The 16,870-nt window shown below is 65.4% G+C and carries 14 protein-coding genes; 4 read left to right on the top strand and 10 right to left on the bottom strand.

Annotated elements, in window-relative coordinates:
- The first annotated feature begins 622 nt into the window (after positions 1-622).
- Positions 623-1,405, top strand: coding sequence for a 1-acyl-sn-glycerol-3-phosphate acyltransferase (locus RAB71_RS18980; protein WP_010342426.1), 783 nt, complete (start codon positions 623-625; stop codon positions 1,403-1,405).
- A 45-nt stretch (positions 1,406-1,450) separates the two neighbouring features.
- On the opposite strand, the gene RAB71_RS18985 is transcribed toward RAB71_RS18980, so the two are convergent.
- The 3 genes from RAB71_RS18985 to RAB71_RS18995 form a co-directional block, all read right to left on the bottom strand.
- Entirely contained in the window at positions 1,451-2,287 is an 837-nt protein-coding gene (locus tag RAB71_RS18985) for a DUF6348 family protein (protein ID WP_010342427.1), read from the bottom strand.
- A 192-nt stretch (positions 2,288-2,479) separates the two neighbouring features.
- Positions 2,480-3,214 carry a hypothetical protein gene (locus RAB71_RS18990; RefSeq protein ID WP_199774612.1) on the bottom strand — a complete coding sequence of 245 codons (735 nt, stop codon included), beginning with the start codon at positions 3,212-3,214 and terminating at the stop codon, positions 2,480-2,482.
- A 227-nt stretch (positions 3,215-3,441) separates the two neighbouring features.
- Positions 3,442-4,362, bottom strand: a complete 921-nt coding sequence (locus RAB71_RS18995; RefSeq protein ID WP_010340422.1) for a LysR family transcriptional regulator — start codon at positions 4,360-4,362, stop codon at positions 3,442-3,444.
- A 156-nt stretch (positions 4,363-4,518) separates the two neighbouring features.
- Here RAB71_RS18995 and RAB71_RS19000 point away from each other — a divergent pair, with 156 nt between their 5' ends.
- Positions 4,519-5,226 (top strand): SDR family NAD(P)-dependent oxidoreductase, encoded by a 708-nt coding sequence (locus RAB71_RS19000; protein ID WP_010340423.1) that lies wholly within the window; start codon positions 4,519-4,521, stop codon positions 5,224-5,226.
- A gap of 43 nt (positions 5,227-5,269) precedes the next feature.
- On the opposite strand, the gene RAB71_RS19005 is transcribed toward RAB71_RS19000, so the two are convergent.
- The 3 genes from RAB71_RS19005 to RAB71_RS19015 all read right to left on the bottom strand — a co-directional run bounded on the left by RAB71_RS19005 (position 5,270) and on the right by RAB71_RS19015 (position 8,315).
- On the bottom strand, positions 5,270-6,508 hold the full coding sequence (locus tag RAB71_RS19005; protein ID WP_010340424.1) for an EAL domain-containing protein: 1,239 nt from the start codon (positions 6,506-6,508) through the stop codon (positions 5,270-5,272).
- A gap of 369 nt (positions 6,509-6,877) precedes the next feature.
- A complete protein-coding gene (locus RAB71_RS19010) occupies positions 6,878-7,489 on the bottom strand; it encodes a CPBP family intramembrane glutamic endopeptidase (protein WP_010340425.1) in 612 nt (203 codons plus the stop codon).
- A gap of 211 nt (positions 7,490-7,700) precedes the next feature.
- Positions 7,701-8,315 (bottom strand): pyridoxamine 5'-phosphate oxidase family protein, encoded by a 615-nt coding sequence (locus RAB71_RS19015; RefSeq protein WP_029561745.1) that lies wholly within the window; start codon positions 8,313-8,315, stop codon positions 7,701-7,703.
- Between the two features lie 238 nt (positions 8,316-8,553).
- On the opposite strand from RAB71_RS19015, the gene RAB71_RS19020 reads away from it, so the two are divergent.
- Positions 8,554-9,456: a hypothetical protein gene (locus RAB71_RS19020; RefSeq protein WP_010340427.1), complete on the top strand. Its 903-nt coding sequence runs from the start codon at positions 8,554-8,556 to the stop codon at positions 9,454-9,456.
- A gap of 285 nt (positions 9,457-9,741) precedes the next feature.
- Here the strand turns inward: RAB71_RS19020 and RAB71_RS19025 are convergent, their stop codons facing one another.
- The 4 genes from RAB71_RS19025 to RAB71_RS19040 form a co-directional block, all read right to left on the bottom strand.
- On the bottom strand, positions 9,742-10,512 hold the full coding sequence (locus RAB71_RS19025) for a hypothetical protein (protein WP_138985708.1): 771 nt from the start codon (positions 10,510-10,512) through the stop codon (positions 9,742-9,744).
- Between the two features lie 468 nt (positions 10,513-10,980).
- A complete protein-coding gene (locus tag RAB71_RS19030; protein ID WP_010340428.1) occupies positions 10,981-11,820 on the bottom strand; it encodes a hypothetical protein in 840 nt (279 codons plus the stop codon).
- 87 nt (positions 11,821-11,907) lie between these two features.
- The gene (locus tag RAB71_RS19035) at positions 11,908-12,597 is read right to left on the bottom strand and encodes a hypothetical protein (RefSeq protein ID WP_010340429.1); all 690 of its coding nucleotides are present in this window, start codon (positions 12,595-12,597) and stop codon (positions 11,908-11,910) included.
- Positions 12,598-12,787: 190 nt separating this feature from the next.
- Positions 12,788-14,941: an adenosylcobalamin-dependent ribonucleoside-diphosphate reductase gene (locus RAB71_RS19040; RefSeq protein WP_010340430.1), complete on the bottom strand. Its 2,154-nt coding sequence runs from the start codon at positions 14,939-14,941 to the stop codon at positions 12,788-12,790.
- A 492-nt stretch (positions 14,942-15,433) separates the two neighbouring features.
- Between RAB71_RS19040 and RAB71_RS19045 the strand changes: the two genes are divergently transcribed.
- The gene (locus tag RAB71_RS19045) at positions 15,434-16,870 is read left to right on the top strand and encodes a Do family serine endopeptidase (protein WP_010340431.1); all 1,437 of its coding nucleotides are present in this window, start codon (positions 15,434-15,436) and stop codon (positions 16,868-16,870) included.

Genomic DNA, 16,870 nt, shown 5'->3' on the forward strand with positions numbered 1-16,870 from the left:
TCTTTTTTGCCGCGACTCGGCGAGGCCAACATGCCCTGGTACCGCGACGGGTGCGATCGCTGACGCCTCATCGCGGCTGAAGCCGCTCCTACGGGGCGCCTCGCGGGGGTGATCGGCGCATCCAGCGACGAAGTCGACACCGATGGGCATCGACGTCGCCAACCGCCCCTCCCATCCCATCACGCACCGCAAGAGCCCTGTACGAACGGCATCAGCCGCGACGAACGAAGCACACCAGCCATCCGTTCCTGAAAGCAGTCGGGACTGAAGTCCCTCCCACAGTGCCCCCGCCAGCACACCGCAAGATTCCGTAGGAGCGGCTTCAGCCGCGACGAGCGAAGCAGGCCAGCCATCCGTTCCTGGAAGCAGTCGGGACTGAAGTCCCTCCCACAGTGCCCCCAGCCAGCACATCGCCGGTCCCTGTAGGAGCGGCTTCAGCCGCGACGCGCGGAGCAGACAGCGCGCGCCGGGCCGCCGGCAGCTCACCCGTGGATGCTGAAGTACACACGCCTCGGCTACCATCGCCGCGGGCGCGCCGCCGCGCGTGCCGACCGTGCCCTCACCTGCGATCGCCATGCCTTCCGCTTCGCCCCGACACGCAACAGACGCCCCGATTGGCCGCGTGCGCGCCATCGTCCGGCTCGCCGTCTGCATCGCGGCCAGCGCGCTGCTGATCCCGCCACAGTGGCTGCTGATGCGCTTCACCCGCGGCCGCGCCGCATTCGTGCTGCCGCGGCTGTGGTTCGGCTGCCTGCGGCGCGCGTTGGGCATTCGCGTCGAGGTGGTGGGCACGCCGCGCGACGCGGGCGGCACGCTGTTCGTCGGCAACCACATCTCCCACTTCGACATCGTGGTGCTGGGTAGCCTGCTGCGCGCGCGCTTCATCGCCAAGAACGACATGGAACGCTGGCCGGGCATGCGCCACATCGGCGCGCTGGCACAGACCGTGTTCATCAGCCGGCGTCGTCAGGATGCTGCGGCGGTGGCGGCCGCCGTGGCCGCACAACTGCGCCCGGATCACGACGTGGTGCTGTTCGCCGAGGGCACCACCTCCTCCGGCGAGCGCGTCGCACCGTTCAAGTCCAGCCTGTTCTCGCTGTTCCTCAGTGCCGACCCCGACGCGCGGCGCTGGACGCTGCAGCCGTTCACGCTGGAGGTGCGCAGCGTCGATGGGCAGCCGCTGGCGCAGGGCGGCGATCGCGATGCCTACGCCTTCTACGGCGAGATGCAGGCCGGTGCGCACGTCGCGCACTTCCTGCGCCTGTCCGGTGCGGTGGTCAGGGTGACCTTCCACGCGCCGATCGCGGTGGCGCCGGGCAGCGACCGCAAGGCACTGGCCGCGCAGCTGCATGGCATCGTGGCCTCGGCGCTGCCGGCTGCGTCGACGAATGCCGCCGCGGCCTAGGATGGCGTGTCTTACTGGCGTGCGCGGGCGATGCCCGACGGCGCGTCAGTGCGCGGTATCCGGTGCCACCGGCTCCGGCAGCCGCACCACCGCGTACTGCTTGCGGAATTCCAAGGCGCCCAGTGCCGGCCAGGTCTCGGCATAACGGCGCAGGCACGCCACGCCGTCGGGAAAATCCTCGCCGTTGACCCGGCAGTCGGCCGCCACCTCGCCGTCGGCGTCGCGCGAGGCGAACAGGCGGATGCCGAGCATGCGCTGATCCCGCTGCAGCAACGGCATCAAGGCGTCCAGGCTGTTGGTGAACAGGCAGCACGGGCAGAACGCGTGTTCCGTGTCGTCGCCCGCCGCGGCCCTGGCGGCGTCACCGTTCATGTGCGCCACCGGCCCCAGCACCACCGTGCGCCGCACCGCGGCCTCGGTCGTGGCCGAGGCGGGGAACTCCATCTGCAACGTCATGCAGCGGGCCTCGGCCGGCGCCGCCACCGCCTCCGACAGCGCCACCAGATCGGTGCGCGCCCAGGTGGTGAAGCCCGAGGCCAGACTCGCTTCGGTGTCCTCGCCGATGGAATGCTGGAACTCGACGATTCCGTCCGCGAACAGGCTGGCATGATGCACGCGAATGCAACTGGCCGTGCGCACGCCGCTGCGCAGTTCGGCCAGGTCCACCAGTTCGGTGAACAGTTGCAGGCCGTTGCCGAGCACGACGACCTCGTCGTGCAAGCTGGCCGCATGCCCCTCGCGCTGCAGCACCTGCAGCAACAGCTGTTGCAGTGTGCGACCCGGTTGCGCGTCGGGCGCCGGCTCCGACCCGGTGGCATCGCCGGTGGCATCGGCCCCGCGTGGCGAGGTGCGGGACAACAGGCGTCGCAGTCGATCGATCATCCTTGCTCCAGGGCGTCCAACCCGCCATCGGTCGCCGGAAGTATGCGCAGTCGCCCGCGGCCACGGCAACCGCCGACGCCACGCGCGTCACGGCGACCAGCGGAGCGCATGGCGGCGCCAGCGCACCGCGTCTGCCAGCGGCTGGCGGCACGGGCGCAGCGGCCATCGGCGCGCCGCCCCACGGCGCCTGCGTCAGTGCCTGGCCGCCTCGCACAGCTTGCGGTTGAACCAGGTGGACTTGGCGATCGGCAGGTAGGCATCCCAGTCGCTGGGCGGCAGCATGGTGCTCTGCTTTTCCAGTTCGGCCTGGAACGAGGCCTCGTCGTGGCTGCGGCCGGCCAGGGTGCCGTCCAGCGCCGCCAGGCACTCCTGCGGCCGGCCCAGGCGCAGCAGGGTGATGGCGCGGTCGTTGGCGAAACGGTCGCGATCGAGCCAGTTGAGGAAGCCGCCGCACTCGCCTGCGAACGCCTGCATCCCGGCCAGCGCCTTGTCATAGCGCTTGCCGCGATAGTCCTGCAGATACGCCTCGCGCCGCCGGCTGCTGGCCGCGGCGGTACAGCCGGCCGGCAGCTGCAGGTAATCGCCCTCGAAGCTGGCACGCATGCCGCAGTAGTCGCGGCAGCTTTCCTCGGTCAGCGCGGCCACGTTGAACCCGCCCGGCACCGGCTTGAAGGCGAGCTTGCACGGCACGTCGCCAGCGTCGTTCACCTCCGCCTTGTCGCCCTGCAGCGTGCCCGACAGCGAGCAGGTGTGGCCGTTGGCGCCGACCGACAACAGGTCGAACTGGCGCGCACCGCCCTTGTCGGTGACCCGCATGCTGCCCCAGCCTTCCTTGGTGCTGTATTCGCCGGGGGTCGGGCCGGCCGCCGCCGCGGCGAACGCCACCAGCCCCACCAGCATCGCGCTCCATCCGTATCGCCGTGCCATCGCCTGTTCCTGCCTTCGATCAGAGCCGGAAAGTGTGCGCCATCGCCGCGGCGGCAGACCAGTGCCGATGTCGCATCCCCGCAGCGACGGCCTGTGCGACAGGCGCGGCCATCGCGGCAGGGCGCGTCGATCAGGCGTTCGGTCGCTGACGCAAGACAGGTCGTCGCAGGGACCGCGCCATGTTCACTGCGCTTGCGCTGGTTAGCCGGAATGTGCGGCTGCGCAGCTCAGCGCAGCGGCATGCGCGCGCGGAACTCGGACAGAAACAGGCCGCGGAGCCACCGATGCGCCGCGTCGTGCTCCAGGCGCGGATGCCACAGCATCGATACGGTGATGGGCTCGGTGACCACCGGCAGCGCGAACGTGCAAGCGGGCTCGCGCAGCATGTCGGGCTGCGCCGCCATGAACGAGGCCGGCACCAGTGCGATCAGGTCCGACGCGCGCGCCACCGCCAGCGCCGCGGAAAAACTGGGCACCACGGTCGCGACATGACGCACCAGGCCCAACTGCTGCAGCGCCGCGTCCACCGGCCCGTGCGCCCGCCCGCGCCGAGAAGCCACAACGTGGCCGAACGCCACATAGCGCTGCACGCTCACTTCCCCATCGCGCGCCAGCGGATGACCGCTGCGCACCGCGCCGACGAAACGATCGCGAAACAGACCCTGCACGCGCAGTTCCGGCCCCATCTCGCTCAGCACCCCGATTTCCAGATCGGCCAGGCCCTCGCGCAGCGGCGCCGCGATCTTCTGCGCCTTGGCCACGAACTGCAGGCGCACCTGCGGCGCCGACGCCGCCACTGCGGCCACCAGCATCGCCGCGAACGCCTCCACGAAGGCGTCGTTGGCGCGCACGGTGAAGGTACGCTGCAGGCCCGCCGGATCCAGCTCGGCCGGCGCCGGGCGCAACACGGCGCGCGCGGCCTCCACCGCGTCGCGGGCACGCGCGCGCAGTTCAAGCGCATGCGGTGTCGCCACCATCGCGCCGCCAGCGCGGACCAGCAGCGCATCGCCGGTCGCCTCGCGCAGCCGGGTCAACGTCCGGCTCATCGCCGACGCGCTCAACCCCAGCCGCCGCGCGGCGCCGGCCACGCTGCACTCCGCCAGCAAGGCGTCGAGGGCGATCAACAGATTCAGATCCGGTTCCGGCATGCGCGTTTCCCGACAATGGCGAATGGACACAGGCGTCGCATGCAAGGCCTCAATGCATGCGACGCGCGTTCCGCCGGGCGGCACGCGCGCCTAGAGTGCGCAGACCGCCGGTGGGCCTCGCATGCCGAGGCTGCACCGGCCACGCGGAGACCCACCATGATCGACACCCCTGCACCCAAAACCGTCCTGCTGATCGGCGCCTCGCGCGGCCTGGGCCTGGCGATGGCCGAAGGCTACCTGAGACGCGGCTGGCGCGTCATCGCCACCGAGCGCGCCGGCGCGCCCAGCGCGGCGCTGCACCATCTGGTTACTGCCCATCCACAGGCACTGCGTATCGAACACGTCGACATCACCGATCCAGCGCAGCTTGTCGCGCTGCGCGCGCGCCTGCACGGCGAGGTCCTGGATCTGCTGTTCGTCAACGCCGGCGTCAAGAACGACGACCGCGAGACCGTCGCCGATGTCGCCACCGACGAATTCGTCCGGGTCATGGTCACCAATGCACTGAGCCCGATGCGCGCCATCGAAACCTTGCGCGACCTGGTCAGCGGCACCGGCACCATCGGCGTGATGTCGTCCGGGCAAGGCAGCATCGCCAACAACACGAATGGCCAGTACGAGATCTACCGCAGCAGCAAGGCGGCGCTGAACATGCTGATGCGCAGCTTCGCCGCCCGCCACCGCGACAGCGCGCATACCTTGCTGCTGATGGCCCCCGGCTGGGTCCGCACCGACATGGGCGGGCCGGACGCGCGCCTGTCCATCGACGACAACATCCCGCCCCTGCTCGACACCATCGACACCGCCCACGGCCGCGGCGGTTTGCATTACCTGGATTACCTGGGCCGCGTGGTGCCGTGGTAGGCGCCACGCGTGCTGCAGCGGCCCACGCGACGCCGAAGCCCCACTAGCCGATCTCCTTCAACGCAAGTGCCAGCGCCGCATCCTCGTGCAGCGGCCGCGACAGGAAATAGCCCTGGACGAAATCCACCTGCAGTTCGCGCAGGGCCTCCAGTTCCTGCGCCGTCTCCACGCCTTCGGCCACGACCTGGGTGCCGATCTCGTGGGCGAAGTTGGTCAGCCCCTTGGCCAGCGCACGGCGGCTGCGGTCGGAATGGATGCACTGGGTGATGCTCATGTCGAGCTTGATGACGTCCGGCTGCAACTGCAGGATGTGGCGCATGCTGGCGTAGCCGGCGCCGGCATCGTCCACCGCCACCTGCGCGCCGCGCTCGCGCAGCGGTGCCAGCGCCTGCGCCAGCGTCTGGTAGTTGCGCACGATGGCGTGCTCGGTGATCTCCAGGGTCAGCCGCGCCACCTCGGCATCGTCGCCCAGCACGCCCGCCAGCGCCGCGGAGGTCATCAGTTCCGGCGACAGGTTCACGCTGAGCCGGTAATGCGGCGGGAACCGCCGCAGATGCGCCAGCGCCTTGGCCAGCACATGCAATTCCAGGCGGATGCCGACCCCGGCCAGTTCGGCCTGCTGGAACCATTGCGCCGGCCCACGCTGCGGCGCCACGTCGAAACGCGACAGGCACTCGAATCCGTGCAGGCGCAGCCCCTGCAGCGCGAACACCGGCTGGAACACGATGCGCGGCGCGCCCGCCGCCAGCGCGCCGTCGATCTCGTCGATCATCGCCTGCCGTTCCAGCTTGTGCGCCTCCACCTCGTGCAGGCGCAGCGCGAAGATCTCGGCGAACGCACGCAACATGCCGATGTCGCGCTCGCCCAGGTCGGGCCTGGGCAGGAAACTGAAACAGCACAGCGTGCCGTAGATCCGCCCTCCCACCTGGATCGGCACGCTCATGTGCGCGCCGATCGGAATCTCCCGCGTCGCCGGAATGCACTGCGCCGCCGGCAGCAGCGAGGTGTCGGGGATGAGCTGCGGCAACTCGCCCCGTGCCACGCCCATGCAGTAGCCATCGGCGAACGGCAGGATCTGGCCCTCGTGGATCGGCCCATCGGGCGGCCCGTCCACGTGATCGAGCACGCGGTCGGTTTCGCGGAAGCGCGACAGGAACGCCACGTCCATGCCCAGATGCCGACGCACCACGCGCAGGCAGCGGCGCAGTTCGCGGTCGCTGATCTCGCCCGACAGCAGCTCGAACAACGGATGCGGTGCTGGTAGATCCTCGGTCGACGCCATCCCGCTTCTCCCCTGAAAGCGTTGCGGCCCGCGCTGCACGCGCCGCGCACGGCGCTGTGCCGTAGGCGAGGTGATCGAGCAGCGGGAACCCGGACCTTCCCCCGTTGTCCAGCGGGCGACACGTCCTTGTCGTTCGACTGTAAAGCGTGACGTACAGCAGCGAAAGCGCAGGCCCGTTCAGGAATGTAGCTGTCTACGCCACCGACCGTTTCCGCGCGGCGCCGCCGCGTATTCAGCGACCGGCCGGATGGCACTGCCGCTGGCAGGGATGGTCGACCGCCTTTCGTCTGCTTCGAGCAGGCGGAACCGCGCGATAGTCGCTCCACGCCACGCTGACGCATGCCCGGCTGCCGGCGTGTGCCCCGCCCATCAGGCGTAGGCCATCAACCCCATCAGGTCCAGCGCGGCATGCGCCACGATCGCCGGCCACAGCCGCCCGGTGCGCGCCACCCACCAGCCCAGGATCAGCCCTATCACCACGATGGCGATGGTGCCGACCGGCCCCTGATAGAGGTGGTACGACGCGCGGATCGCCACGCTCACGTTCACCGCGAATGCCGGGCTGTGCCGCCGCTCCAGCGCGCGGATCACGTAGGCGCAAACGAACACTTCCTCGAAGATCGGATTGAGCAGCGAGACCAGCACCACCACGCCGGCCGACAGCGGCCCGGCCACCATCGCATCCATCGAAGGATTCACCTCGGCCGCCACGCTGTCGTTCAACAGATTCAACGGATAGGTCGCCACCACGCAGGCGGCCAACAGCGCCAGGCCCACCCCGATGTCGCGCGCCTGCCACTGCAACCCCAGCGCCTGCGCCGTCCAGCCACGGAACCACAGCGTCGGCAGCAACAACGCCAGTACCAGCAGCTCGTAGAACACCATGCCCCACAGGTTCGCGTCGGAAAACGACGGCTCCACCATCGGCGCCAGCACTGCCAGCGCACTCCAGTAGATCGGCAACCCGAACGCGACTGCCATGACCAGCAGCAGTTCACCCCAACCGCCTGACGGTTCCCCACGCCCCTGCATCCACACTCCCCTGTCGTTCGCTGCGCGCCGGATCGGCGTCGTCGCCGCTTCCCACCAGGGGCGTACCGTAGCAGGGTGGCATGACCGGGGACATCGGTGGCGGCGTCATGCGGCGGCGTGCAGTTCAACCCGGCGCGGCGCGCATACCAATCCAGTCAAGCTAGTACAGCGAGTCCCGGGTACGCTGCGGCAATTCCCGGTCGTAGGTTTCGCCGTCGAACGCGCCGTCGGCCAGATGCGCGTGCATGGTGCCGGGGCTGGGCAGGCGATCGCGCGGCAGGTGCCGCGTCGGATCCCACAGCTGCGAGCGCACGATCGCCCTGGCGCAGTGGAAATACGCCGCTTCGATATGCACCACGACCACGCTACGCGGCAAGCGCTCGCCGACCGCGAACCGCGCCAGCAGGTCCGGATCTACCCGGATCTCGGCGCGCCCGTTCACGCGCAAGGTTTCGCCGATGCCGGGAATCAGGAACAACAGCGACAACCGCGGATCCTGCAGCAGGTTGCGCAGGGTATCGATGCGGTTGTTGCCCGGCCGATCCGGCAGCGCCAGCGTGCGCGCATCCAGCACCTGCACGAATCCGGGTGCATCGCCGCGCGGCGGGCAGTCCAGTCCTTCGTCGCCGGCTGAAGCCAACACCACTAACGGCGATGCTTGCAAGAACGCCTGGTAGTCGGCGTTCAAATGGTCGATTTGTTTGCGTAATGCGCGCTCGACGGGTTGGCCGTATAGGGCTTCGAGGGCATCGAGGGTGGCGATTCCGTAGACCATCCTAGCGTCCTTGCGCGCGGGGCATGGCGGTGGCGATGATTACGGGAACCGTACCCAACGCAAAAATATAGATCGGCAGCCCTCACCCGGTAGCCCACTCTGGCACCTTAGGTATCCGGGCTATGCATTTTCGGGAAAAGACGCTCAACGAAGGTTGAGGATGGGTTGCTATGGCCCGGATCATGTAAAAATTCTAGCAGGGCTTCAGTCGCAACGGCTGACACGGAAGGAGCGCAGAATGCAGATCGTCGAGCATTACGAGGAGCCCGGTGTGGGTATCCTACTGAAGTACAAAGGGCCGTCCGTAGATGATGGTTCGATGGATGTGTACGCTGCTGCCGCAAATATGGTGGCGTTCTCTGACTACGTTGTCGCTGCCACCAAGCAGTTATACGGCGAGGTTGAGGTAAAAGCCGAGGTCAAAGCTTTTCAGCATGGTTCGTTCGAGACCGACCTGATATTTCACGTTGTCGGCTTAGGCGCCACTATGCTCACGGCTACTCCAGATGTGCGGAGCGTTTTGACAGCGGTAAAAGAGTCGGTAGATCTCTTCAAGTTCTTGAAAGGCCAGCCTCCGCAGAAGGTTGAGCACACTGATCAAAGCAATAATGTAACCGTGACCAACGTCAGCGGGAACGTAATCATCGTGCAGACCGAATCACTACATCTAACGATGGATGAGAAGGCTGGTAAGGCAGCTGCTCAGTTTGTCGGTCAGGCTCTGTCTAAACCTGGCGTGGACAGGATTGAGATTCGGTCAGAGGGGCAGCAAATTGCTGTTGCTACTCAGGAAGACGCACCATTCTTCCATGCGATCGTAGATGAAACACCTGTCGTGGAGCAGACCATCCAGATGGGGCTTACGATCCAAGAGCCGAGCTTCAAGGACGGTAGCGGTCATAAATGGACGATGTGGGACGGGGAGGCATCGCTTCAGTACGCAATGGAGGATGATATTTTCATTGCTCGTATTGACAACGGCGAGTCATTCCGCAAAGGAGACGTCCTCATCTGTGACGTCAAATTCACACAAACGCGTTCTGGTTCTAAGCTAAAAATTCAGCGCACCATCCTCAAAGTCCATGACCACAAGGATAGCCACGAACAAACGGCGTTCGACCTCAGAGTCCGCGACGATTAAGGTCGATATTGCTGCAATTTTCTGTATAAGGGCACGCTAGCGCATCTCCTTTCTTTTAAGTCTAGTGATCTAACGCGCCTTGCACGACTCTGGCGCAATCGTATGGCACCATGCGATGGCGCTAGCGCGCTTCGGCGGCGGGAGGCTACTCCGAGACAAGTGATTTAGAACAGCAGTTCAATTTTGCCTTCCGACCAAGCCTGCACAAACCAGCCTTATAGAAGAATACTTAAGCAATTTAAAATAACCCCCCTTTCCCACTATATATGACACACGCTAAGTAGATTAAAAATCTATAGACGCAATCGGAGGAAAAGACTCCAATATAGCAAGATAACGTTTCCTCGTTGCTTCATCTGAGGCCGCGCGTATGTAGCGCTCCAAAAGTGGCGTCATCAGCTGGCTCTGCAGATCCTTGTGCATCCCCAGACAATGAGCTGGCGAATATCCGGTCATTTTTTCCCTTGCAGAATCCTGCCCTGCTTCATCGGGGTAAATTTCAGGCCGGAAAGTCACAGCAGCAGCCGTCATACCCATAGGGGACGCTGGGACGTCAACATAGCTAGTTAGAACAACCACTTGAAACTTATTGAAATTCAACTTATCAATCCGTAGACCTTGTTGCTCCAGATCAAAATTCGATTCAGGATGGCCAACAAATGCACTTATATATAGTGAACTTTTTCTAGGATTTAGCTCTCCGACGTAAAGTCCCGAGTCAAACTTTTTGACATCATGATTTTTTGATTTTAAGTTTGTAAAAACATTACTGAATATGTGAAAAAACTTTCCCTCGCTCTTAGCTGCATCAGTAATCGCGACTGAAGTTAGAGATTGGCCAGCAAGCGTGCGCGTGTGCTTTATGGTTATGAATTTCTCACTGCGAGGCGATGGATGCAGCGAGAAGCGGGCTTCTTTTACCTCTTCTCCTCCTGCTTCCAACCCATAGCTCGCGCCTGAATAGACGCGAACATACACGTCATCACCCTTTTCAAGAAATGAGAGCAGGTTCCTCGGCTTTGCTTTTACTCGAACTTGAACTTTTTTACTGGCCACTTCCCCCTCCGAAAAATCCAATATGAGGATACAAAACTCAAAGAACTGAGACCAAATCACTCTCCATCGCAGCGGCAGATAAGTTCAAAAATCGCATTCAGCTGCATGCGCCACCAGGCACAAGAAAATTCGTGAGTTAATAATAAGGTAAGCGGCCGTCTACGTCGTGCTAGCGCAGCAACCTATAGGCAGACATAACCGAAAAACGATCCTTCTAATCTTTAACGTAGCCGGCCACTGCTAGACTGAAAAACCATCGACAAAGCGTTCGAGGCTCCTCGGCCATTCTTCCCAATTCTGCTTACCCGCCGCCACGCGTCACAAATACCTGGTAGTCGCAGCGGCACCCAAGACGGCAGGAGAGATGGCGGCGCGAATAAATAGATTTTCACTATATTCAAAAGAATTATGGATGATCCACAAGATTTTGCGGTTATAACTATAATCCACAACTAACAAATAGACCGATCACCCACACTTCGAATAACCACAATTCAAACAAGTCGCACACCCATCCATAATGACGAGCGCCTTAGTATTGCACTTGTGGCACATCGTGGCCGACGGCGGGAAACTCGCGCCGTCGCCGGTGACGGCGATGTCATCTTCGTGGTCGGCGGTGGAGTCGGCGGACACCGCACCCTCATCTGCCCTGCGGGCACCTTCTCCCGCAGGAGAAGGAACCGCCTTGCTCACTTCACTGTTTTTTTTTGAGCGTTCTTCGTACTGCTTGCGCTTCTCGGCGATCAGCGCGCGCTGGTGGTCGCTCATTTCCGGGTCGTGCAGCAGGCCGATCGACTTCATGTGCTCTTCGACGATGCTGCCCAGTTCGGCGACCAGCGACGGCATGTACACGCCGCCGGCCTTGAAGTAGCCGCCCTTGGGGTCGAACACGGCCTTCATCTCGTCGACCAGGAAGGTGACGTCGCCGCCCTTGCGGAACACGGCGGACATGATACGGGTCAGCGCCACGATCCACTGGAAGTGCTCCATGGACTTGGAGTTGACGAAGATTTCGAACGGGCGGCGCAGTTCGTGCTCGGTGCCGGCGTTGAGCACGATGTCGTTGAGGGTCACGTACATGGCGTGTTCCACCAACGGCGATTTGATCTTGTAGGTGCTGCCGATCAGCACGTCCGGACGCTCGATGCGCTCGTGCATGTGGATGATGTTGTCCGCCGGCGCTTCGGCCTCGGCGGTGGCGCGATCGATCGACGAGGCGGGCACCGCGGCGGCGGCGTCGCGCGCCTTGTCCTCGGGGGTGACGACGGCGTAGCCCTTGATTTTCTGGTCGATCTTGATGGCCATGAGGCGTGCGTTCCTGGAAGGCGGAGCGGGACGGGCGTGGGCCCGGCCTCTCTCCCGCGCACGGGAGAGAGGGTGCGACGGGTCGGCTTACTTCTTGGCGCGGGTGGCCGCGGCCTTCTTGCCGGCGGCCTTGCGCACGGTGGTCTTCTTCACTGCGGTGCTCTTCTTGGCGACCTTGGCAGTGCTCTTCTTGACCGCCTTGGCGGCCTTGCCCACGGCCTTCTTGGCCACGGCCTTGCGCGCGCCCACGGCCTTCTTCACCCCGCTCTTCTTGGCGACCACCGACTTCTTGGTCACGGCCTTCTTGGCGGCGACCTTCTTGACCGCCTTCTTCGGCGCGGCCTTCTTGGCGGTCACTTTCTCGGCCGGCGCCTTCTTCGCAGCGACCTTCTTGGCCACGGCCTTCTTCGCCGGCGCCTTCTTCGCAGCCGCCTTCTTGGCGGTCTTCTTGCCGCCCTTGGTCAGCGCAGCCGCTTCGGCCTGGGCGCTGGCCTTGGCCGCTTCCAGCTTCTTGCGCGCGCTGGCGACGGTCTTCTTGACCGCCTTGCCGGCCTTCTCGGCGCGCTTGGCCACGGCCTTCTCGGCCTTCTTCACCGCCTTGCGGGTCTTGGCGACCTGGTCCTGCACGCGCTTCTGCACGGTCTCGGCGGTCTGCTTGACCGTGGCCACGGCCTCGCTGGCGGTGGCGGCGATGGTCTCGCCGACGTTGGTGGCGGTTTCTTTCACGTTCTCGGCGACCTGCGTCAGCGTCGCCGTGACGCCATTTCCATTGCTCATAAAACCCTCCTCAGGGTGTCAGTGTTTATGTCACGCGGGCGATGCTATACCGATTGCAGCGAAGCGGGGAGCCGGAAACGGCGACATACGGCGGACGGAGGGGAAGCGTTGGGGAAGCACGGCGCGCCGCGTTCCAGGGCTTCCACCGCCGCCCTCCCCTCCGCCGGCGCGGAGAGGAGACGGGACGGCGTCAGAACTTGCCGTAATACCCTTCTTTCAGCGCATCGAACAGGTTGGCGGCGGTGTGCATCTCGCCGTCGTACTCGATCTGTTCGTTGCCCTTGACCTCGACCACGCTGCCGTCTTCCAGCTCGAAGCGGTAGGTGGTGTTCTCCAGGTCCGCTTCCTTCACGAGCACGCCCTGGAAGGCGGCCGGGTTGAAGCGGAACGTGGTGCAACCCTTCAGCCCCTGCTGGTGGGCGTAGCGGTAGATGTCCTTGAACTGCTCGTAGGGATAGTCGGTGGGGACGTTGGCGGTCTTGGAGATGGAGCTGTCCACCCACTTCTGCGCGGCGGCCTGCACGTCCACGTGTTCCTTGGGGTGGATGTCGTCGGCGGCGATGAAGTAGTCCGGCAGGCGCGCGGCGGCGTCCTCGGCGAACGGCATCGCCTTGGCGTTGACCAGGTGGCGGTAGGCCAGCAGTTCGAAGGAGAACACGTCCACCTTCTCCTTGCTCTTCTTGCCCTCGCGGATCACGTTGCGGCTGTAGTGGTGGGCGAAGCTCGGTTCGATGCCGTTGGAGGCGTTGTTGGCTAGGCTCAGCGAAATGGTGCCGGTGGGGGCGATGGAGCTGTGGTGGGTGAAGCGCGCGCCCACCTCGGCCAGTTCCTCGACCAGCGCCGGCGCCACCTCGGCGATGCGCTGCATGTAGCGGCTGTATTTGGCGTGCAGCAGGCGGCCTTCGATGCGCTCACCGACGCGCCAGCCCTCGCGGGCCATCTCCGGGCGCTGCCGCAGCATCGCCGCGGTGACCTCGAAGGTCTCCTGCATGATCGGCGCCGGGCCCTTCTCCTTGGCCAGCGACAGCGCGGTCTCCCAGCCGGCCACGGCCATCTCGCGGGCGATGGACTCGGTGAACTCGCACGACTCGGCGCTGCCGTACTTCATGCGCAGCATGGTCATGGTCGAGCCCAGGCCGAGGAAGCCCATGCCGTGACGGCGCTTGCGCATGATCTCGTCGCGCTGCTGCTGCAGCGGCAGGCCGTTGACCTCGACCACGTTGTCGAGCATGCGGGTGAACACCCGCACCACTTCCTTGTATTCCTCCCAGTCGAAGCGGGCGCGCTCGGTGAACGGCTCGCGCACGAAGGTGGTGAGGTTGATCGAGCCGAGCAGGCAGGCGCCGTAGGGCGGCAATGGTTGCTCGCCGCAAGGATTGGTCGCGCGGATGTTCTCGCACCACCAGTTGTTGTTCATTTCGTTGACGCGGTCGATCAGGATGAAACCCGGCTCGGCGTAGTCGTAGGTGGAGACCATGATCATGTCCCACAGGTGGCGGGCGCGGATGTGCCCGTACACCTTGCACGCGACCAGGCCGTCGTCGCGCACGATGTAGTCGTGGTGCGTGGGCCAGTCGCGCCACACCACGGCGCTGGCGTCGGCCAGGTCGATGTCGGCCTCTTCCTTGCGGTTCACCGGGAACACCAGCGGCCAGTCGGCGTCCTGCTCCACCGCCTGCATGAAGCCGTCGGTGATCAGCAGCGACAGGTTGAACTGGCGCAGGCGCCCGTCCTCGCGCTTGGCGCGGATGAAATCCTTCACGTCCGGGTGGGACACGTCGAAGGTGCCCATCTGCGCGCCGCGGCGGCCGCCGGCCGAGGACACGGTGAAGCACATCTTGTCGAAGATATCCATGAACGACATCGGCCCGGAGGTGTAGGCGCCGGCGCCGGCCACGAACGCGCCGCGCGGACGCAGCGTGCTGAACTCGTAGCCGATGCCGCAGCCGGCCTTGAGGGTCAGCCCAGCCTCGTGGACCTTCTCCAGAATGCCGTCCATCGAGTCGGTGATGGTGCCCGACACGGTGCAGTTGATCGTGCTGGTGGCCGGCTTGTGTTCCTGCGCGCCGGCGTTGGAGGTGATGCGCCCGGCCGGAATCGCGCCGCGGCGCAGCGCCCAGGTGAAGCGCTCGAACCAGTAGGCACGCAACTCGTCGGTGGACTCGGCATCGGCCAGCGCCCGCGCCACGCGCAGGTAGGTGCCGTCGATGTCGGCATCCAGCGGCTCGCCCTGCTTGGTCTTGAGCCGATACTTCTTGTCCCAGATGTCCTGCGACGCCGGCTGCATCGGGATGGGGTCGTGCTTGGATCCGGTCTGGACGACTTCCAGGCGCACCGTACTCATTCTGCTGTGTTCTCCTCGAACCTGTCCCGATGAAGCGGATGGGTGGTCATCCGCCGTGTGTCTTGTGTATCGCACTTGCGCTGCACAGCAGAGACGGCCGCGGCAGCGCACGCGGCGCCTGCCCTCGACCGATCAAAAATCCCCTGATTCCGCGACGTTTCCTGTCACCGTCCCGTCATGCACCGCCGAGCGCGCCCCTGGATGTGAAGTCCTGGTGAAGAAAACCCTATGTCTAGTGCCGCACCGAAGCCCTACCGCTACATGTAGTGGCTGCGACACGCGTGAACGCTAACGCCGGGCAGGCCCAGTGTCAACGTCGCCGCGACGCGATTCGGCGCTGTCGCTGCGCCGCGCACGCAAGGCGCTACTGCGGCCTTGCGCAGGCGGCACCGGAGCGCTTTCACTGGCGGTTAAACGCCGCGCGTTCATCTTGATTTACGCGCACGCGCGCCCATCTGCCCCACGTCTCCCGCGTTCCCCGGAAACCGACCCATGCGACCGCTGCCTACGCTGCTGACCCTGACCGCCGCCGCTGCCTTCGGCGGTTTCGCCGCCACCGCGATCAATGCGCAACTGGACAACCGCGCCGAGGCCGCGCCCGCCGCGGCACCGCCGCCGCTGTCCGCGGCCGCGCGCCTGCCGTCCTCGGTGGCCGGCGAGCCGCTGCCGTCGTTGGCGCCGATGCTGCAGAAGGTGATGCCGGCGGTGGTGAGCATCAACACCAAGCAGGTGGTGCGGGTGCGCAATCCGTTCTTCAACGACCCGATCCTGCGCCGCCTGTTCCCGGACATCCCGCAGGAGCGCATCAACGAGTCGCTGGGTTCGGGCGTGATCATCGACGCGAAGAACGGCTACGTGCTGACCAACCACCACGTGGTCGAGAACGCCGACGACGTGCAGGTGACCCTGGCCGACGGGCGCAGCTTCAAGGCCGAGTTCATGGGCTCGGACGCGGACACCGACATCGCGCTGATCCGGATCAAGGCCGACAACCTCACCGAGATCCGCCTGGGCGACAGCGACAAGCTGCGCGTGGGCGACTTCGTCGCCGCCATCGGCAACCCGTTCGGCTTCACCCAGACCGTCACCTCCGGCATCGTTTCGGCAATGGGCCGCAACGGCATCCGCGGCCTGGGCTACCAGAACTTCATCCAGACCGACGCCTCGATCAACCCCGGCAACTCCGGCGGCGCGCTGGTGGACCTGCGCGGCGAACTGGTGGGCATCAACACAGCCAGCTTCAACCCGCAGGGCAGCATGGCCGGCAACATCGGCCTGGGCCTGGCGATCCCGTCGAACCTGGCACGCGCGGTGGTCGACCAGTTGATCAAGAACAACGGGGTGATGATCCGCGGCACCCTAGGCATCGAGACGCAGAACCTGACCTCGCAGATGGCGCAGGGCCTGGGCCTGTCGGCGCCGCGCGGGGCGCTGGTGACGCGGGTGCTGGCCGGCTCGTCGGCCGCGGCCGCCGGGCTGCAGCCGGGCGACGTGGTGGTCGCCGCCAACGGCGAGCGCCTGGACAGCGCCGAGGCGCTGCACAATTACGAGGGCCTGCAGCCGGTGGGCAGCACCGTGACCCTGGACGTGCGCCGCGACGGCAAGCCGCTGCAGCTCAAGGCCACGCTCAAGGAGCAGCCGCGCGCGATCAGCGGCGAGTCGCTGGATCCGCGGCTGAGCGGCGCCACCTTCGCCGACCTGCCCGAATCGCTGCGCCAGTCCGGCATCTCCGGCGTGCTGATCGGCAACGTGGCGCGCGGCAGCCGCGCGGCGCGCAACGGCCTGGCCAGCGGCGACATCGTGGTGGCCGCCTCGGTCGGCGAGTTCGCCGACCTGGCCAGCTACCGCGCCAACTTCGCGCGCAAGCCGGCGCAACTGGTGCTGCGCGTGGTGCGCGGCGGCGCGCAGGCCGACCTGGTCATGCAGTGA

It is taken from the genome of Xanthomonas sacchari, assembly GCF_040529065.1.
In the GTDB taxonomy this organism is placed as follows: Bacteria; Pseudomonadota; Gammaproteobacteria; order Xanthomonadales; family Xanthomonadaceae; genus Xanthomonas_A; species Xanthomonas_A sacchari.